Source organism: Streptomyces sp. SID5785 (genome assembly GCF_009870065.1).
Lineage (GTDB): Bacteria > Actinomycetota > Actinomycetes > Streptomycetales > Streptomycetaceae > Streptomyces.
Genome location: NZ_WWIA01000141.1, coordinates 1 through 16,401, shown reverse-complemented (window position 1 = coordinate 16,401; position 16,401 = coordinate 1). Strand labels below are relative to the sequence as shown.

Below are 16,401 nucleotides of genomic sequence, written 5' to 3'. Positions count from 1 at the left end.
AAACCAGCTTAAGCGGCGTTCCTGACACCGACTTGACGGACGGCGTCATCCTTCCCGCAGATAGAACGGACGTACGTGGGTCCGCATCCAGTCGGCGACCGGGTCCCGGGTCACGTCGAGGAAGACCAGATTGACCGGCCAGGCCAGCGGGGCGCGGCCGAGCGCCCGGCCCAGGGCGTCCATCGCCACGTCGTGCGCGGAGCCCTCCCAGCCGCCCAGTTCCACACCGACGAACAGGGCCGGGTCGGCGTCCTCGACGGAGGCGAGGCAGCGGCGGGCGCTGACCACGGCGCCGGCCGCCTCGAACTCCTCCCTGACCGCGGCCAGGAAGTCCGTCGGGTCGTCCTGCCAGTCCGGCTCCGACAGCACGACGCGGCCGCCGCCGGCCGGGCCGTCCAGCGGGGTGCGGCCGGTGCGGGCCAGCTCGGCGACGGCCGGCGGGGGCAGCGGCATGCCGACGGCGCCGTCCGGGTTCAGGACGAGGCCCGCACGGGCGGGCAGACCGCGGGCGAACTCGGCGGCCGGGGCCACGGTGCAGTCCATCCGGCCGCCCGTGACCTGCATGAACTGCTGCTCCGAGGTGAACACCGGGACGAAGGCCTGGCCCTGGATCTCCAGGGTGGGCAGGTCGAGGTCGCGGCTCGCCGTGCCGCCGCCCTGGGGCAGGGGTATCCAGACGTGGCTGCGGCCGAGCACCTCGACGATGCGGGGGCCGGTGACGTCGCCGGGTTGGCCCACCGCGGCGGCGAGCACTTCCTCCAGCTCGTTCGCCGGCCACGTGGTCCCTGCGGGGTGCTCCATGTCTGCGCCTTACCTCTGTCCAGCGGTCGTTGCCCGGCGACCGACGATATCGGGTGCACGTCCGGTGGGGCCTCTCGCGCCCCGCGGCGAAGCCGCCGATGTCACAGCCCGCGGTCACTCCCGGAACGCGATCCCGCCCAGCGCATCCGTCGCCGCCCGGTCCAGCAGCACCGCCGACGCCACCCCGGCAGGAAGCACGCCCCGCTCCACCTCGGCCACGAGCGACCCGACCGCCCGCCGGTGCCGGGCGAACGCGTACCGGCTCACCCCGCGCCCCCGGTCCCGCTGCCCCTCGAGCGCCGTCGGCGCGGGCACGTCGAGCAGCAGCAGGTGCACGGCCACGCCGCGCCGCCGCGCCGTCCGCGTCACCCACCGCCGCACCCACGCCTGTGTCCCGCAGTCGTGCACGACGACCCCCGCCCCGGACCGCATGGCCCGGCGCAGCCCCGCGTAGTGCGCGGCGCGCACCAGCGGCCGGTAGACGACGTAGGGGATCCAGCGCGGGATCCGGGCGGCCCAGCGCTCGCGGGTGTCCTGCGAGTCGATGCGCAGGCCGGTGACGGCCCGCCGCATCAGCGTGGACTTCCCGCTGCCCGGCAGCCCCGAGAGCACCACCAGGTCACCGTCGCCGAAGGCGATCCGGCGCGGGGTCCGCCCGCCGCGCCCGCGCAGGTCCCGCACCGAGCGCTGCCGCGGGATCCGCACCCGCCCCGCCGCCGCCCCCGCCGCCGCGGCCCCTGTCATCGCGTATGGCGCCGCGACTGCCTTGTGCACCGTGATCGTCCTCCCCGTTCCGGTCACGCACTCCTGCCCGCCAAGTGTAAAGAGAAGGTAATGCCCTACAAGGGGTTTCCCCGTTCGAGCGGCATGCAATGATGTGCGCGCAAACTGCATACCGGCCGCTTGAATCCGCGCGGGAGAGTTCCGGGTCGCCCCGGACGCCGAAGGAGCAAGTCCCTCCCTTGAATCTCTCAGGCCCCGTACCGCGCGGGCGAGGCAGATCTGAAAAGCGGGCCGCCCTGTCACGTACGGCGGCCCCACCCAAGGTGCAAGCCCCTCGGGGCGAACCTCTCAGGTTCCGATGACAGATGGGGAGGAACTCCTTCGGAGACCTCTGCCATCGCCGTCACGCCCGGGAGCACGATCATGACCACCCGTACGACAGCCCTCGACGCCCTGCACCGTTCGCTGGGCGCCACCATGACCGACTTCGCCGGCTGGGACATGCCGCTGCGCTACGGCAGCGAGCGCGACGAGCACACCGCCGTGCGCACCGCGGCCGGCCTGTTCGACCTGTCCCACATGGGCGAGATCACCGTCACCGGCCCCGAGGCCGTCGACTTCCTGAACTTCTCGCTGGTCGGCAACATCGGCTCGGTCGGCCTCGGCCGCGCCCGCTACACGATGATCGTCCAGGAGGACGGCGGCATCCTGGACGACCTGATCGTCTACCGCCTCGGCGAGACCGAGTACATGGTCGTCGCCAACGCGGGCAACGCCCAGACCGTCCTGAACGAGCTGAGCAACCGCGCCGAGGAGTTCGACGCCGAGGTCCGCGACGACCGGGACGCGTACGCGCTGCTGGCCGTGCAGGGCCCGCACTCCCCCGCGATCGTGAAGTCCGTCACGGACGCCGACCTGGACGGCCTGAAGTACTACGCGGGCCTGCCGGGCACCGTCGCGGGCGTCGAGGCCCTCATCGCACGCACCGGCTACACCGGCGAGGACGGCTTCGAGCTGTTCGTCGCCCCGGCCGACGCCGAGAAGCTGTGGCAGGCGCTGACCGCCGCCGGCGCCGAGTACGGCCTGGTCCCGTGCGGCCTGTCCTGCCGCGACACCCTCCGTCTGGAGGCCGGGATGCCGCTGTACGGGCACGAGCTGACCACGGACCTCACGCCGTTCGACGCCGGTCTCGGCCGGGTCGTCAAGTTCGAGAAGACCTCGCACGGCGACGACTTCCTCGGCCACGACGCGCTGCGGGCGGCCGCGGCGAAGGCCGAGGCCGCCCCGCCGCGCAAGCTCGTCGGCCTGATCGCCGAGGGCCGCCGGGTGCCGCGCGCCGGGATGTCCGTCGTCGTCGACGGACAGGTCGTCGGCGAGGTCACCTCCGGTGCCCCGTCCCCGACGCTGGGCAGGCCGATCGCGATGGCGTACGTCGACGCCGCGCACGCCGAGCCGGGCACGGCCGGGGTCGGCGTGGACATCCGCGGCACGCACGAGCCCTACGAGGTCGTGGCTCTGCCGTTCTACAAGCGCCAGAAGTGACACTCGCACCGGCTCCCGGCGTACCCCGCGCCCCCTCTGTCAGCAGCATCTTCCCGCGTACAGGAGAATTCGCACCATGAGCAACCCCCAGCAGCTGCGTTACAGCAAGGAGCACGAGTGGCTGTCGGCCGTCGAGGACGGCGTCGCCACGATCGGTATCACGGAGCACGCGGCCAACGCGCTCGGTGACATCGTGTTCGCCCAGCTCCCCGAGGTCGGCGACACCGTCACCGCGGGCGAGAGCTGCGGCGAGCTGGAGTCCACCAAGTCGGTCTCGGACCTCTACTCCCCCGTCACCGGCGAGGTCGTCGAGGCCAACCAGGACGTCGTCGACGACCCGGCCCTGGTGAACTCGGCCCCCTTCGAGGGCGGCTGGCTGTTCAAGGTCCGCGTCGCCGAGGAGCCGAAGGACCTGCTCACCGCCGACGAGTACACCGAGTTCTCCGGGAGCTGACCCGCCATGACCGATACGTCCGACAAGTCCGTCCTCAACGAGTCCCTGCACGACCTCGACCCGGACGTCGCGCAGGCCGTCGACGCCGAGCTGCGCCGCCAGCAGTCGACCCTCGAGATGATCGCCTCGGAGAACTTCGCGCCGGTCGCCGTCATGGAGGCCCAGGGCTCGGTCCTCACCAACAAGTACGCGGAGGGCTACCCCGGCCGCCGCTACTACGGCGGCTGCGAGCACGTCGACGTCACCGAGCAGATCGCCATCGACCGGGTCAAGGACCTGTTCGGCGCCGAGTACGCCAACGTGCAGCCCCACTCGGGCGCCTCCGCGAACCAGGCGGCGCTGTTCGCCATCGCCAAGCCCGGCGACACGATCCTGGGCCTGGACCTGGCGCACGGCGGCCACCTCACCCACGGCATGCGGCTGAACTTCTCCGGCAAGCAGTTCGACGTGGTCGCCTACCACGTGGACGACGCCGGCCTGGTCGACATGGCCGAGGTCGAGCGGCTCGCCAAGGAGCACCGCCCCAAGGTGATCATCGCCGGCTGGTCGGCGTACCCGCGCCACCTCGACTTCGCCGAGTTCCGTCGCATCGCCGACGAGGTCGAGGCGTACCTGTGGGTCGACATGGCCCACTTCGCGGGCCTCGTCGCCGCCGGCCTGCACCCCAACCCGGTGCCGTACGCGGACGTGGTCACCTCCACGACCCACAAGACGCTCGGCGGCCCGCGCGGCGGCATCATCCTCGCGCGCGGCAAGGACTTCGCGAAGAAGCTCAACTCGTCCGTCTTCCCGGGCTTCCAGGGCGGCCCCCTGGAGCACGTGATCGCGGCCAAGGCGGTCTCCTTCAAGATCGCCGCGAGCGAGGGCTTCAAGGAGCGCCAGCAGCGCACCGTCGAGGGCGCCCGCATCCTCGCCGAGCGGCTGACCTCGGACGACGCACGCAAGCACGGCGTGAACGTGCTGTCCGGCGGCACGGACGTGCACCTGGTCCTCGTCGACCTGCGCGACTCCGAGCTCGACGGCCAGCAGGCCGAGGACCGGCTCCACGAGGTCGGCATCACGGTCAACCGCAACGCGGTCCCGAACGACCCGCGCCCGCCGATGGTCACCTCCGGCCTGCGCATCGGCACGCCGGCGCTCGCCACCCGCGGCTTCGACGCCGACGACTTCCGCGAGGTCGCCGACGTGATCGCCGAGGCACTCATGGCGCCCGCCCCCTTCGGGGAGACGGACGCGGCCGCGCTCAAGGCCCGGGTCACCGCCCTGGCCGACAAGCACCCGCTGTACCCCGGCCTGTAAGGCTCGCCACACGGTTCCGTACCCTTTGACGGGTACGTCCTGACGGGGCACCGCGCACACTGGAACACAAGAGACCAGCGCGCGGTGCCCCGACCGCTGTCCCGCGGTCACCCGCTGTCCCACGCTTTCTCTGCACCACCCCGGCAGACAACGGCGTCTACCACCCACCCCTTGGAGTCCCCCGTGGCCATCTCGGTCTTCGACCTGTTCTCGGTCGGCATCGGCCCGTCCAGCTCCCACACGGTCGGCCCGATGCGCGCCGCCCGCATGTTCGCGCGGCGCCTCAAGAACGAGGGCCTGCTGGCCCACACCACCGCGCTGCGCGCCGAGCTCTACGGTTCCCTGGGCGCGACCGGCCACGGCCACGGCACCCCGAAGGCGGTACTGCTCGGCCTGGAGGGCGAGTCGCCGCGCACCGTCGACGTCGAGCGGGCCGACGAGCGCGTGGAGACGATCAAGGAGACCGGCCGGATCAGCCTGCTCGGCGCGCACGAGATCCCGTTCTCCTTCGACGACGACCTGATCCTGCACCGCCGCAAGGCCCTGCCCTACCACGCCAACGGCATGACGCTGTGGGCCCACGACGCCGAGGGCGCGGAGCTGCTGTCGAAGACGTACTACTCGGTGGGCGGCGGCTTCGTGATCGACGAGGACGCGGTGGCCGGCGACAACCCGATCGTCCCGGACGACACGGCCCTGAAGTACCCCTTCCGGACGGGCGACGAGCTGCTGCGCCTCACCCGGGAGACCGGACTGTCGATCCCGGCGCTCATGCTGGAGAACGAGAAGGCCTGGCGCACCGAGGACGAGATCCGCTCCGGCCTGCTCGACATCTGGCGGGTCATGCAGGCCTGCGTCTCGCGCGGCATGGCGCACGAGGGCATCCTGCCGGGCGGCCTCAAGGTCCGCCGCCGCGCCGCCGGCTCGGCCCGCAAGCTGCGCGCCGAGGGCGAACCGCTGGCCCACGCCATGGAGTGGATCACGCTCTACGCGATGGCGGTCAACGAGGAGAACGCCGCGGGCGGCCGCGTCGTGACCGCGCCGACGAACGGCGCGGCGGGCATCATCCCCGCCGTCCTGCACTACTACATGAACTTCGTGCCCGGCGCCGACGAGGAGGGCGTCGTCCGCTTCCTGCTCGCGGCGGGCGCGATCGGCATGCTCTTCAAGGAGAACGCCTCGATCTCCGGCGCCGAGGTCGGCTGCCAGGGCGAGGTCGGCTCCGCCTGCTCGATGGCGGCGGGCGCACTCGCCGAGGTCCTCGGCGGCTCCCCGGAGCAGGTGGAGAACGCGGCCGAGATCGGCATGGAGCACAACCTCGGCCTGACCTGCGACCCGGTCGGCGGCCTGGTCCAGATCCCGTGCATCGAGCGCAACGGCATGGCGGCGGTCAAGGCCGTCACCGCCGCCAAGATGGCGATGCGCGGCGACGGCTCGCACAAGGTCTCCCTCGACAAGGTCATCAAGACCATGAAGGAGACCGGCGCGGACATGTCCGTCAAGTACAAGGAGACGGCGCGCGGCGGGCTCGCGGTGAACATCATCGAGTGCTGAGCGCCACCGCCTCCTGACCTGGTTCCCGGCCGGCTGCCGGGCCCGCGCGGTCAGCCCGCGCAGCGCGCCATCCAGGCCTCCACCTCGTCCGCCGAGCGCGGCAGCCCCGCGGACAGGTTCTCGTGGCCGTCGGCGGTCACGAGCAGGTCGTCCTCGATCCGGACGCCGATGCCGCGCCACTCCTCGGGGACGGTCAGGTCGTCCGGCTGGAAGTACAGGCCCGGCTCGACGGTCAGCACCATGCCCGGCTCCAGCACGCCGTCGACGTACGCCTCGGTGCGCGCCTGGGCGCAGTCGTGCACGTCGAGACCGAGCATGTGGCCCGTGCCGGCCATGGTGAAGCGACGCTGCAGCCCCAGCTCGTACGCCCGCTCGGCCGGCCCCTCGACGAAGCCCCACGCGACGAGCTGCTCCGCGAGGTGACGCTGGGCCGCCTCGTGGAAGTCGCGGTACGCCGCGCCGGGCCTGACCGCCGCGAAGCCCGCCTCCTGCGCCGCGTGCACGGCGTCGTAGACCTGCCGCTGCACGGGGGTGAACGTCCCGCTGACCGGGAGGGTGCGGGTGACGTCCGCGGTGTACAGGGTGCGCCCCTCGACGCCCGCGTCGAGCAGCAGCAGGTCGCCGGGGCGGACCGGGCCGTCGTTGTCGGTCCAGTGCATGATCGTGGCGTGCTCGCCCGCGGCGGCGATCGTGCCGTAGCCCACCGCGTTGCCCTCCAGGCGGGCTCGGCGGAAGAAGGTGCCCTCGATCCACCGCTCGGAGGTCGCGACCGCGCGGGACAGCTCGCCGACGACGTCGGTGAACCCGCGCACCGTGGCGTCCACCGCGGCCCGCAGCTCGCCGATCTCCCAGTCGTCCTTCACCGCGCGCAGGTCGCAGAGCGCCTCCTCGAGCGCGGCGTCCCTCTCCGCGTCGGTGTCGACGGCGGACTCCAGCGCCGGGTCGATCCCGCGCACGATCCGGGTCGGCACCCCGCGCACGGCGGCCAGGTCGTCCGCCGCCGCGCGCACGTCGCGGCAGGGCAGTCCGAGGACGCGCTCGGCCTCGGCGAGCGAGGCGCGCCGGCCCATCCACAGCTCGGCCGAGGGCCCCGTCCAGAACTCGTCGTCGGTACGGCTGTCGCGGGGCAGCTGGTAGCAGTACGCGTCGTGGCCGCCGTCCGCGCGGGGTTCGAGGACCAGGGCGCCGTCGCGGGCGCGGTCGCCGGTCATGTGGACGTAGCCGGAGTAGGGCCGGAACGGATAGGGGTCGTCGTTCGAGCGGACCTTGAGGTTCCCGGAGGGGACGACGAGCCGCTCGCCCGGGAAGCACGCCGACAGCGCCGAGCGGCGGGCCGCCGCGTACGGAGCCTGCGGGTCCGGGGTCAGATCGCGCCGCTCGGTGTCCGCCCAGCCGGTCCGCATGGATGCGGACAGCTCCGCGGAGATCCCCGAGTACACACCGTTCTTCCGGCCTGTCGCCACTGTGTCCGCCCTTCGCAGTCGTCCGCCGCCGGGCGCCCGGCGGCCCGGCGACGGTAGCGCCCGGGGAACCCGTACGGCGCCCGGACGTGCCACTGGCACGGATCGGCCACCGCGCCGGGCGACAATGGCGGGCATGACGAACGAACGGCTCGGTGCGGCCCTGCGCCTCCTCGGGCTCGGCCCCGGTGCGGCCGGGCTCTACCGCGCCCTGCTCGACCTGGCCCCGGCCCCGCTGACGGAGGTCGCCGCGGCGGCCGCGCTCGACGGGCCCGGCCTCGCGGCGGCGTACGAGGAGCTCGTGGACGCCGGTCTGACCAGCGCGGCGGGGGCGGACGGCGACGTGGTGGTGCCGGTCGCGCCGACGGCCGGGCTCGAGGTCCTCGCGCGGCACCGGGCGGCCGAGCTGGAGACGTCCCGCACCCTGGTCACCGGCGCCTTCGAGTCGTTCCGGCGGCGCCGGCTCGCGGCGTACAACGACCAGTTCGTCGAGCTCGTCACCGGCGATGCCATCGGCCCGCGCATGCACCACGCGTGGACGTCGGCCCGCCACCAGATCCGGCAGTTCGAGTCACCGCCGTACTCCCCCGTGCCGACGGCCGCGCAGGACGCGCTCGACACCCTGGCCCGCGGCGTCACGCAACGCGTCGTCTACGCGCGCGAGTCCCTCGAGCACGCCGACCACTTCAAGCGCACCGTCGAGCCGTGCATCAACGCGGGCGAGCAGGCCCGGGTGCTGCCGTCGGTGCCGGTCAAGCTGCTGATCATCGACGACGCGTACGCGCTGGTGTCCCTGTCGATCCGGGAGGCCGACGTGCTCAGCACGATGCTGGTGGTCCAGCCGTGCGGGCTGTTCTCCGCGCTGGTCGCCCTCTTCGAGCAGGCGTGGCAGCAGGCGCTGCCCTTCCACGGCAGCACGGCACGGCCGGGTGGCCTGCCGCCTGCGGACCGCCGGCTGCTGTGGCTGCTCGCCGGGGGCGCGAGCGACGAGGTCATCGCCCGCGAGCTGGGCGTGAGCCGCCGCACCCTCTTCCGCCGCCTCCAGGTCCTGATGGCCCGCCTGGGCGCCGCGAACCGTTTCCAACTGGCGCTGCAGGCCCAGCGACAGGGCTGGTTGTGAGCCCCGGGGCACGCCTCACACGATGAGCCTCAGGACGAGGGACGCGACGGCGAGCGCGAAACAGAACGCCCAGAAGCCGAGGGCGCGATCGCCGGCGAGGACGTGGGTGGCGAGCGCCCCGACGAAGTAGAGGACCAGGCCGGTCGCGGCGGCGGCACCGACCCCGGGGACGGCGAACCCGGCGAGCAGTCCGAGCGCCCCGGCGCCGAGTGCGGCCCCGAGCAGCGGGATCCAGGAGCGCGGCACCTCCAGCCGGTCGGCCTGGGCGCGGGGGTAGGAGTGGCCGGAGAGGTTGGCGACGGCGGCCGCGCCGAAGACGGCGGCGCCGAGCATCGTGACGGCGGCGTAGAACGCGTACATGGTGATCTCCCGTTCGAAGCTTCACCACACCGACGGACGGGCGTCGCGGAACGTGACATCAACCGCCGCCGGACCGGGAACCATGAGGGTCCGACCTCGTCGCCCCACCGACAGGAGACCCGCATGCTGCGCGGTATCGATGTCAGCTCGTTCCAGTCCACGTTCGACACGGACGGCCTGTCGTTCGTCTTCATCAAGGCGACGGAGGGCCGCAGTTACGTCAATCCCCGCCTGTCCCACCAGACGAAGCTGGCCCGCGACGCCGGCTGCGTCGTCGGCTTCTACCACTTCCTGTGGCCGGGGAACCTGACGGCGCAGGCCGAGTACTTCGTGAGCAAGGCCCCGGAGAAGGCGGGCGACATCCTGGCCGTGGACTGGGAGACGACGGGCGACGGTACGCACGCGACGAACGCGGAGAAGGACCGCTTCATCCGTGAGGTGAAGAAGCTCCGCCCGCATCACCGCGTGGTGCTCTACACGAACCGCAATTTCTGGCTGAACGTGGACACGACGTCCTACGCGGGCGACGCGCTGTGGATCGCGGACTACGTGAGCGCGGGCAAGCCGCGCATCAAGGCCAAGTGGCGCTTCCACCAGTACACGGACTCGCCGCTCGACAAGGACGTGGCCGACTTCGCGAGCAAGTCGGCGCTGCGCGAGTGGGCCACGCCCTGACGGCGGTCCGGTCCGGGGCTCAGGCGCGCCACTCCGCGGTGCGCTCCGGGGACGCGGCGTCGAGCGCCTTGCGCACGGCGGCGGCGTCCGCGGCCAGTCCGTAGACGGGGGTGCCGGGCTGCTGGCGCCAGGACTCGTCCTGGCCGCCGGCGTCCACGGTGTCGGAGCCGATCTCGTCGAGGAGGGCGGTGACGGCCTGCTTGGCCGCGGCGTCGTCGCCGGCGATCGGCAGGGCGACGCGCTGCGGGTCGCCGGACGGGCGTGCCTTGTCGATGATGTCCTGCGCGTACGTGCCGTTGAACGCCTTGACCACCTGGTGCCCGAGCTGGCGCTCGGTCCAGCGGCTCTCGGTGAGCCCGTCGTCCTCGATCCCGGCGATCTTTCCGTCGCGCTGCTGCGGGTAGTAGTTGCCGGTGTCGATGACGGCCACGTCGTCCGCGGCCGTGTCGAGCAGCCCGGCGGGCAGCGCGGGCACGGCCTTGAGCGGGACGGTGACGACGACGACCTGCGCGCCGCGTACCGCGTCCTCGGCGGTCGCGGCCGTGGCCCCGGTCTCCTGCGCGAGCGCCGACAGCGTCTGCGGTCCGCGCGAGTTGGCCACGTGCACGTCGTGCCCGACGGCGGTGAGGCGCCGGGTGAGGTTGCCGCCGATGTTGCCCGCGCCGATGATGCCGATCTTCATGTCGTGCCTGCCCTTCGGAGTTATATGCATGTGCATACTCATGGGGGCCAACCGACGACGGGCGCGGCCTATTCCGGGGATCGCCCGGAAGAGGGAGATCCGGGTGAGGGTGACGGCGGGGCCGGTGCGGCAACGCGCCCACCGGCCCGGAGCGCGAGGGCTCCGGGCCGGTGGGCGCGAGGGTGTGCGGGGCTCAGATCTTGTTGAGGTTCGCCCAGAACTCGTCGAAGGACAGGACCTTGTCGCCGTTGGTGTCCTGCTTGGCGATGAGCGCCTCGGCCACCGATTCGGTGACGTGGAAGTCGCCCATCTGCGCCATGGCGCTCTTGTACTCGGCCGCCGTGATGAAGCCGTCGCCGTCCGCGTCGAACCGCTCGAACGCCTTGCGTGCCGCCTCGATGTCCGCCACCGGGACCACCCCTCGTCTACGTACTGCTGCGGCGCGCCGCAGGGGGCGCGCCGCCGGATTGACGGGCCAAGGTTATCCGGCGCCGTGCGCGCGCAGTGCGGCGAGTACCCAGGTGAACTCCGCCTCCTGCCGGGGCGGCGGGTCCATGCCGCGCACCACCGAGACGAGATGCCGGAAGCGGGCCACGTCCTCGTTGGCCGCGGCCGTCAGGCGGAGCAGGACCTCGGAGCGGTCGGCGTCGCCGAGCAGGCCGTCCAGGACGGTGCCCGCCCGTTCGGACGCGGGGTCGATGCCGCGCTCCAGGCTCTCTCCGGCGAGCTGGACGAGGCGGCTCATGAACCACAGGGAGGTGCCGGGTGCGACGCCGGGTCCGCGGTCGGCGGCGTTGAACTCGATCATGCTCCGCATGTGGGCGCGGAAGTCGGGGTCCTGCATGAGTTCGGCGAGGGCGACCCAGGCGTCGACCTGGGTGCTCGTCGGGTCGTCGGGCAGTTCGGGGACCATGATCCGCAGCCGGGTGCGGATGTCGGGGTCGGCGGTGTCGAGGCCACCGAAGGTCTGCTCCATGAAGTCGTCGATGATCTGCTTGCGTTCGGTGGCGGAGAGCCGCGCGAGCTTGTTCATGAGGGCCGTCTCCTCGGCGGTCGAGTTGCGCTGGGCGACCGTCGACAGCACCGCCCGGTTGAGCCGCAGGGTGCGGATCTGGGCGTCGAGTGCGGCGACGTGGGCGGCGGCGACGGCGGCGAGTTCCTTCTCGCCGCCGACCACGTGGCGGACGTCGTCGAGTCCGAGGCCCAGCTCCCGCAGGGTGCGGATCAGTTCGAGTCGGGCCACGGACTCGGCGTCGTACAGCCGGTAGCCGCCGTCGCTGCGGGTCACCGGGTGCAGGACGCCCTCGTCGGACCAGTAGCGGATGGTGCGCACCGTGAGTCCGGTGCGGCGGGCCAGCCGGCCGATGGTGAGCAGGTGCGGGCCGTCGTCGGTCATGCCGAGGAGTCTGGACCTTCCAGCGGGGGGAGACTCAAGCCCGCAGGGGGCGCGGACCGGGCGCGGGTCAGCGGAAGACGCCGGTGTGGCCGAGGGAGTAGCGGCCGGGCTGCGGGTAGACGGCGAGTCCGTGCGGGCCGGAGCCGACGGGGATCCTGGCGAGCTGCTTCCCGGTGGTGGTGTCGATCGCGTAGACCTCGGCGTCGTAGCGGCCGGAGAGCCACAGGACCTTGCCGTCCGCGGAGACGCCGCCCATGTCGGGGCTGCCGCCCTGCGGGAGCTTCCACTTCTTGGTGAGTCTGTTCTTCGGGAAGTCGAAGACCGAGATGGTGCCCTCGCCGCGGTTGGAGATGTACATCTCGCGGGAGTCGCGGCTGACGTAGAGGCCGTGGGTGCCCTTGCCGGTGGGCAGCAGTGTCGGCTTCTTGAACGTGTCGCCGTCGAGGACCCACATGCCGTCGGCCTCCATGTCGGCGATGTAGAACTTCTTGCCGTCGGGCGAGATCTTCACGTCCTGCGGCATGGCCCCGTCGTAGGGGAGCTTCTGCTGGGCGACGACCTTCATCTTCGCGGTGTCGACCTTGAGGAGTTCGCCGCTGAACTCGCAGCTGACGATGAAGTACCGGCCGTCCGGCGAGAAGTCGGCGAGGTTGACGCCGTAGCAGCTGACGGGCTCGGTGTGCTCGACCTTCATGGTGTGCGGGTCGCGGAAGACCAGTTCGCGGTCGAGGGAGGCCATGACGACGGCGTGCTTGCCGTCGGGCGTGAAGTAGAGGTTGTAGGGGTCGTGCACGTCGACCGTCTCGCCGGCCTCGCCGGTCTTCGGGTCGATGGGGGTGAGGGTGTTGCCCTTGTCGTTGTTGACCCACAGCGTCTTGAGGTCCCAGGAGGGCACGACGTGCTGGGGCTGGCGGCCGACCTTGATGGTCTCGATCACCTTGTACGTCTTCGGGTCGATGACGGAGACGGTGTCGGACTCGGTGTTGGGGACGTAGACGCGGGACGGGAAGTCCTTGACGACCGGGGAGAGCCGGTTCGGGCGGTCGGCGGCGTAGACGTCCTGGGGGTCGAGCAGGGGCGGCATGCCGGGCAGCCCGTCGGCCTGGCGTGCGGCGGGCTTGGGCGCGACCGGCTTGATCGCGCCCTGTCCGGCGTCGTGGGCGGGCTTCTCGGTGCCGCAGCCGGACAGGGCGGTGAGGGCGGCGGTGACGGTGGCGGCGAGCAGGACGCCGGTGCGGCGGGGCAGGGCCCGCCGGTGGGGGGTGGTGTTCACGAGAGCAGCTCCGTGCAGGTCACCGCGGACAGGCCGCGACGGTCGAGGTGGTCCAGGAGGGGCGGGAGCGCGGCGACGGTGTCCGCGTACCCGAAGTGCAGGCTGACGACCGATCCGGGGCGCAGGGCCGAGGTGACGTTCTGGACGACGGTGTCGGCACCCGGCGAGGTGAAGTCCAGCGAGTCGACGTCGTAGGAGAGGACGTGCGGGTAGCCGGTCCGCTGGGCGAGGCGGGTCACGAGCGGGGTGGCCGTCTGGGTGCGTGAGGGACGGAACCAGGTGCCGATGGAGCCCGTGAGGCGGCGCAGCCGGTCGGCGCAGCCGGTGATCTCGGCCGCGGCGTCGGCCTCGGACATGTCGTTGATGTCCTGGTGGTGGAGCGTGTGGTTGCCGAGGTCGTGGCCGCCGTCGAGGATGCGCCGGGCCATGGCGGGGTGCTCGTCGAGCCAGGTGCCGACGGCGAGGACGGTGACGTGGGCGCCGGCCCGTTCCGCCTCTTTGAGCACGGCGTCGGCGATCTTCGGTTCGCCCTGGCCGTGGAAGGTGAGGGCGACCCGGTCGCGGGTGCGGGGCCCGTGGGCGACCTGGGCGGGCTGTCCGGGGAAGCGGCGCGGGGCGGGGGCGGCGCGGGCCGACTCGGTGGGCCGGGCCGGGCTGGCCGGGCGGGCCTTGGCGGCCGGGGTGGCGGCGCGGTGGTCCGCTGCGGCGCAGCCGGTGGCGAGGGCGGTGGTGAGCCCGGCGCCGAGGAGCAGCGCCGAGCGGCGACGGATCGGTTCGGCCTGTGTCACGCGCCCCATTCAAGGGGAAACACCACAAAAAGCCTCATACCGACCCGGTCACTTTAATGAATACTGGATGCCGGGTGTATTTTTTCTTCATTTACGAGGCTGATGGATGATGTCGCCAATGATTCATTTGGCCGTTCCGGGCGCCCTGTGTCATCCTCGGTGGCACGACCTCCATTGACCCGGGCCAGGTCGACTCAGCCGCCGCGGACTACACCCCCACGGTCCACGGCGCACCACACGAGAGCCCCCGCGGCGCCGCACAACGGCGCGAACGGGGGCTTTCGTGCGTCCGGGACGGCCCGCACCACCGACCGGCTCAGCGGTCGGCGACGCGCATCTCGAACCAGGTCGTCTTGCCGCGGGGCAGCAGGTCCACGCCCCAGCGGTCGGAGAGCCGGTCGACGAGGAAGAGGCCGCGACCGGAGAGGTCCAGCGGGCGCACCGGCAGCAGACAGGGCAGTCCGCGCGAGGGGTCACGCACCTCGACGCGGATCCAGCCGCGGCGGCGCAGCATCCGCAGACCGAAGGAGCGGGCCCCGGTGTGCCGGACCGCGTTGCCCACGAGCTCGGAGACGAGCAGGACGGCGTCCTCGGTCATCTTCGGGGACAGCCCCCACTGCCGCAGGACGACCACCTGGGCGAGCCGGCGGGCGGTGGCCGCGGACTCGGGGCGGGACGGCAGCGTCACCTCCGCCTCGGTCGGGTTCCCGAACAACTCCAGCGCCCTCAGCGCGTGTTCGTCCTCGACCGCGGGAGACCAGCGCGCGGCGGTCGCACTCCCGTTCCGCCGTGGTTGTTCGACATCCTCAAGCCCCGCCATGCCCACCATGATGGCCGCCCCGGGCCGGTCACGGGGCCGTTCCGGCCGAATAAGCCCCCCGGAACGCCTCATTCCGGTGGGTCGTGTCGGCATATGCCACAGGCACTTAAGGTTCCCGCACAGCCCGCCTGACCTGCACAGAGACCCCCACTCGGGGCGCGATCGACCCCTCGGAGGCAAGACCCGCTTAAGGCTCTCTTAAGGTGGACATAAGGCGCCCCTGACGAGGTACGGAGATCAACTCCGCTTGCCGAAGCGCGAGTTGATCCCCGTGCCCGACGGACCGTCAGGCGAACTTCGCCTTGCCCGGGCCGTCCTCCACGAAACTGCGCATCCCGGTCTCCCGGTCCGCCGTCGCGAACAGACCGGCGAACCACGTACGTTCGACGGCCAGGCCCGTCTCCAGGTCCGTCTCCAGGCCCGTGTCGATCGACTCCTTCGCCGCGCGCAGGGCGATGGCCGGGCCCTGCGCCAGCTTCGCGGCCCACGCGTGCGCCGCCTCGAAGACCTCCTCCGCCGGCACGACGCGGTCCACCAGACCGAGCGCCAGCGCCTCGTCGGCCCGCACCTGGCGGCCCGTGAAGATCAGGTCCTTGGCCCTGGACGGACCCACGAGCCGGGACAGCCGCTGGGTGCCGCCGGCGCCCGGGATCAGGCCGAGCAGGATCTCGGGCTGGCCGAGCTTGGCGTTGTCCGCGGCGATGCGGAAGTCCGCGCACAGGGCGAGCTCGCAGCCGCCGCCCAGGGCGTAGCCGGTGACGGCCGCCACGACGGGCTTGGGGATGCGGGCCACCGCGGTGAACGAGTCCTGCAGCGCCCGGGACCGCGCGACCATCGCCGCGTGGTCCATGAGCTGCATCTCCTTGATGTCGGCGCCCGCCGCGAAGACCCGCTCGCTGCCGCGCACCACCACGGCCCGGATGTCGTCGCGGGCCGTGGCCTCCTCGGCGAGTTCCTTGATGCGGTCCTGGAGGGCGACGTTCAGGGCGTTCATCGGGGGGCGGTCGAGGCGGATGGTCCCGACGCCGTCGGCTACTTCGAGGTGAACGGTCATGCTCCGCAGGTTAGCGGGCGTTCACCCGGGCCGGGATGGTGCGGTGCGTCACGTGGCCCCCACCGCTGGTGGGGGCCACGTGACGCACCGGCGGGCCGGAGCCCGCTCACTTCTGCCAGTCGGCCCAGGACATGTTCCAGCCGTTGTACCCGTTGTCCGGGGCCACCGTCTTGTCGTGGGAGTTCTTCACGACCACCACGTCCCCGACCATCGACCGGTCGAAGAACCAGGCCGCCGAGACCTTCTTGTCGTAGCCGCCGCGCACATCCGCCAGGCCCACACAGCCATGGCTGGAGTTGACGTTGCCGAAGGTGCCGCCGCCCCAGTAGTTGCCGTGGATGAACGTGCCGGAGTTGGTCAGCCGCATGGCGTGCGGCACGTCCTTGATGTCGTACTCGCC

The 16,401-nt window shown here is 72.2% G+C and carries 18 protein-coding genes and 1 riboswitch; of the genes, 6 read left to right on the top strand and 12 right to left on the bottom strand.

Annotated elements, in window-relative coordinates; all coding sequences use genetic code 11:
• Positions 1-45 precede the first annotated feature (45 nt).
• Complete coding sequence (locus GTW43_RS04580) at positions 46-801, bottom strand: enhanced serine sensitivity protein SseB (RefSeq protein ID WP_161300323.1); 756 nt, start codon at positions 799-801, stop codon at positions 46-48.
• 114 nt (positions 802-915) lie between these two features.
• A complete protein-coding gene (locus tag GTW43_RS04575; RefSeq protein ID WP_343245902.1) occupies positions 916-1,575 on the bottom strand; it encodes an AAA family ATPase in 660 nt (219 codons plus the stop codon).
• A gap of 130 nt (positions 1,576-1,705) precedes the next feature.
• Positions 1,706-1,797: riboswitch (glycine riboswitch) on the top strand.
• A gap of 150 nt (positions 1,798-1,947) precedes the next feature.
• Here GTW43_RS04575 and gcvT point away from each other — a divergent pair.
• The 4 genes from gcvT (at position 1,948) to GTW43_RS04555 (ending at position 6,373) form a co-directional block, all read left to right on the top strand.
• Entirely contained in the window at positions 1,948-3,066 is a 1,119-nt protein-coding gene (gene gcvT / locus GTW43_RS04570; protein WP_161300322.1) for a glycine cleavage system aminomethyltransferase GcvT, read from the top strand.
• Positions 3,067-3,142: 76 nt separating this feature from the next.
• A complete protein-coding gene (gene gcvH / locus GTW43_RS04565; RefSeq protein WP_161300321.1) occupies positions 3,143-3,520 on the top strand; it encodes a glycine cleavage system protein GcvH in 378 nt (125 codons plus the stop codon).
• A gap of 6 nt (positions 3,521-3,526) precedes the next feature.
• Positions 3,527-4,819, top strand: coding sequence for a serine hydroxymethyltransferase (gene glyA / locus GTW43_RS04560; RefSeq protein ID WP_161300320.1), 1,293 nt, complete (start codon positions 3,527-3,529; stop codon positions 4,817-4,819).
• Positions 4,820-5,002: 183 nt separating this feature from the next.
• The gene (locus GTW43_RS04555; RefSeq protein ID WP_161300326.1) at positions 5,003-6,373 is read left to right on the top strand and encodes an L-serine ammonia-lyase; all 1,371 of its coding nucleotides are present in this window, start codon (positions 5,003-5,005) and stop codon (positions 6,371-6,373) included.
• Positions 6,374-6,423: 50 nt separating this feature from the next.
• Here the strand turns inward: GTW43_RS04555 and GTW43_RS04550 are convergent, their stop codons facing one another.
• Entirely contained in the window at positions 6,424-7,836 is a 1,413-nt protein-coding gene (locus tag GTW43_RS04550; RefSeq protein ID WP_161300319.1) for an aminopeptidase P family protein, read from the bottom strand.
• A 133-nt stretch (positions 7,837-7,969) separates the two neighbouring features.
• Here GTW43_RS04550 and GTW43_RS04545 point away from each other — a divergent pair, with 133 nt between their 5' ends.
• The gene (locus GTW43_RS04545) at positions 7,970-8,953 is read left to right on the top strand and encodes a LuxR family transcriptional regulator (RefSeq protein WP_202501033.1); all 984 of its coding nucleotides are present in this window, start codon (positions 7,970-7,972) and stop codon (positions 8,951-8,953) included.
• A gap of 15 nt (positions 8,954-8,968) precedes the next feature.
• Here GTW43_RS04545 and GTW43_RS04540 read toward each other — a convergent pair whose 3' ends face one another.
• Entirely contained in the window at positions 8,969-9,313 is a 345-nt protein-coding gene (locus GTW43_RS04540; RefSeq protein ID WP_161300317.1) for a DoxX family protein, read from the bottom strand.
• Between the two features lie 123 nt (positions 9,314-9,436).
• Between GTW43_RS04540 and GTW43_RS04535 the strand changes: the two genes are divergently transcribed.
• The gene (locus GTW43_RS04535) at positions 9,437-9,988 is read left to right on the top strand and encodes a glycoside hydrolase family 25 protein (protein ID WP_161300316.1); all 552 of its coding nucleotides are present in this window, start codon (positions 9,437-9,439) and stop codon (positions 9,986-9,988) included.
• A gap of 19 nt (positions 9,989-10,007) precedes the next feature.
• Here GTW43_RS04535 and GTW43_RS04530 read toward each other — a convergent pair whose 3' ends face one another.
• The 8 genes from GTW43_RS04530 to GTW43_RS04495 all read right to left on the bottom strand — a co-directional run.
• Positions 10,008-10,706: an NAD(P)-binding domain-containing protein gene (locus tag GTW43_RS04530; RefSeq protein ID WP_272922494.1), complete on the bottom strand. Its 699-nt coding sequence runs from the start codon at positions 10,704-10,706 to the stop codon at positions 10,008-10,010.
• Between the two features lie 157 nt (positions 10,707-10,863).
• A complete protein-coding gene (locus tag GTW43_RS04525; protein WP_161300315.1) occupies positions 10,864-11,079 on the bottom strand; it encodes an EF-hand domain-containing protein in 216 nt (71 codons plus the stop codon).
• Between the two features lie 72 nt (positions 11,080-11,151).
• A complete protein-coding gene (locus tag GTW43_RS04520; protein ID WP_161300314.1) occupies positions 11,152-12,066 on the bottom strand; it encodes a MerR family transcriptional regulator in 915 nt (304 codons plus the stop codon).
• A 67-nt stretch (positions 12,067-12,133) separates the two neighbouring features.
• Positions 12,134-13,312 (bottom strand): YncE family protein, encoded by a 1,179-nt coding sequence (locus tag GTW43_RS04515; protein ID WP_202501036.1) that lies wholly within the window; start codon positions 13,310-13,312, stop codon positions 12,134-12,136.
• Between the two features lie 23 nt (positions 13,313-13,335).
• Positions 13,336-14,136, bottom strand: a complete 801-nt coding sequence (locus GTW43_RS04510) for a polysaccharide deacetylase family protein (RefSeq protein WP_161300313.1) — start codon at positions 14,134-14,136, stop codon at positions 13,336-13,338.
• A 307-nt stretch (positions 14,137-14,443) separates the two neighbouring features.
• Entirely contained in the window at positions 14,444-14,947 is a 504-nt protein-coding gene (locus GTW43_RS04505; RefSeq protein WP_161300312.1) for an ATP-binding protein, read from the bottom strand.
• 286 nt (positions 14,948-15,233) lie between these two features.
• A complete protein-coding gene (locus tag GTW43_RS04500; RefSeq protein ID WP_161300311.1) occupies positions 15,234-16,001 on the bottom strand; it encodes an enoyl-CoA hydratase-related protein in 768 nt (255 codons plus the stop codon).
• A 106-nt stretch (positions 16,002-16,107) separates the two neighbouring features.
• Positions 16,108-16,401 (bottom strand): L,D-transpeptidase (locus GTW43_RS04495; RefSeq protein ID WP_161300310.1); only part of this gene is annotated, 294 nt, incomplete at its 5' end.

Coding starts and splice junctions, on each gene's coding strand:
- GTW43_RS04530 (WP_272922494.1), bottom strand. CDS start 10,706: ATGCACATGCATATAACTCCGAAGGGCAGGCACGACATGAAGATCGGC.
- GTW43_RS04510 (WP_161300313.1), bottom strand. CDS start 14,136: ATGGGGCGCGTGACACAGGCCGAACCGATCCGTCGCCGCTCGGCGCTG.
- GTW43_RS04545 (WP_202501033.1), top strand. CDS start 7,970: ATGACGAACGAACGGCTCGGTGCGGCCCTGCGCCTCCTCGGGCTCGGC.
- GTW43_RS04505 (WP_161300312.1), bottom strand. CDS start 14,947: ATGGCGGGGCTTGAGGATGTCGAACAACCACGGCGGAACGGGAGTGCG.
- glyA (WP_161300320.1), top strand. CDS start 3,527: ATGACCGATACGTCCGACAAGTCCGTCCTCAACGAGTCCCTGCACGAC.
- gcvH (WP_161300321.1), top strand. CDS start 3,143: ATGAGCAACCCCCAGCAGCTGCGTTACAGCAAGGAGCACGAGTGGCTG.
- GTW43_RS04580 (WP_161300323.1), bottom strand. CDS start 801: ATGGAGCACCCCGCAGGGACCACGTGGCCGGCGAACGAGCTGGAGGAA.
- GTW43_RS04520 (WP_161300314.1), bottom strand. CDS start 12,066: ATGACCGACGACGGCCCGCACCTGCTCACCATCGGCCGGCTGGCCCGC.
- GTW43_RS04500 (WP_161300311.1), bottom strand. CDS start 16,001: ATGACCGTTCACCTCGAAGTAGCCGACGGCGTCGGGACCATCCGCCTC.
- gcvT (WP_161300322.1), top strand. CDS start 1,948: ATGACCACCCGTACGACAGCCCTCGACGCCCTGCACCGTTCGCTGGGC.
- GTW43_RS04540 (WP_161300317.1), bottom strand. CDS start 9,313: ATGTACGCGTTCTACGCCGCCGTCACGATGCTCGGCGCCGCCGTCTTC.
- GTW43_RS04535 (WP_161300316.1), top strand. CDS start 9,437: ATGCTGCGCGGTATCGATGTCAGCTCGTTCCAGTCCACGTTCGACACG.